This window comes from Pseudomonas sp. SIMBA_068, from assembly GCF_046534705.1.
GTDB lineage: Bacteria > Pseudomonadota > Gammaproteobacteria > Pseudomonadales > Pseudomonadaceae > Aquipseudomonas > Aquipseudomonas putida.
Map to the genome: position 1 here is coordinate 1 of NZ_JAWRYI010001703.1, position 234 is coordinate 234.

Genomic DNA, 234 nt, shown 5'->3' on the forward strand with positions numbered 1-234 from the left:
GGCGTGCCGTTGTCCGGCTCGATGGGGCTGTTCCTGGCCGTGACGGCGCTGTACCTGTTCGCCAGTACCGCGCTGGGCATCTTCCTCGCCACCCTGGCGCGCTCGACACCGCAGTTCGGCCTGCTGGCGATCCCGGTGATCATCCCGATGCTGTTGCTGTCAGGCGGCAGCACACCGCTGGACAGCATGCCGCAGTGGTTACAGTGGGTGATGCAGGGCTCGCCGTCGACGCAC

At 67.5% G+C, this 234-nt stretch carries 1 protein-coding gene; it reads left to right on the top strand.

Features of this window, described 5'->3' with window-relative positions; all coding sequences use genetic code 11:
• Positions 1-234, top strand: a 234-nt coding sequence (locus SB756_RS35550) for an ABC transporter permease (RefSeq protein WP_410913944.1), incomplete at both ends; no start/stop codon positions are given.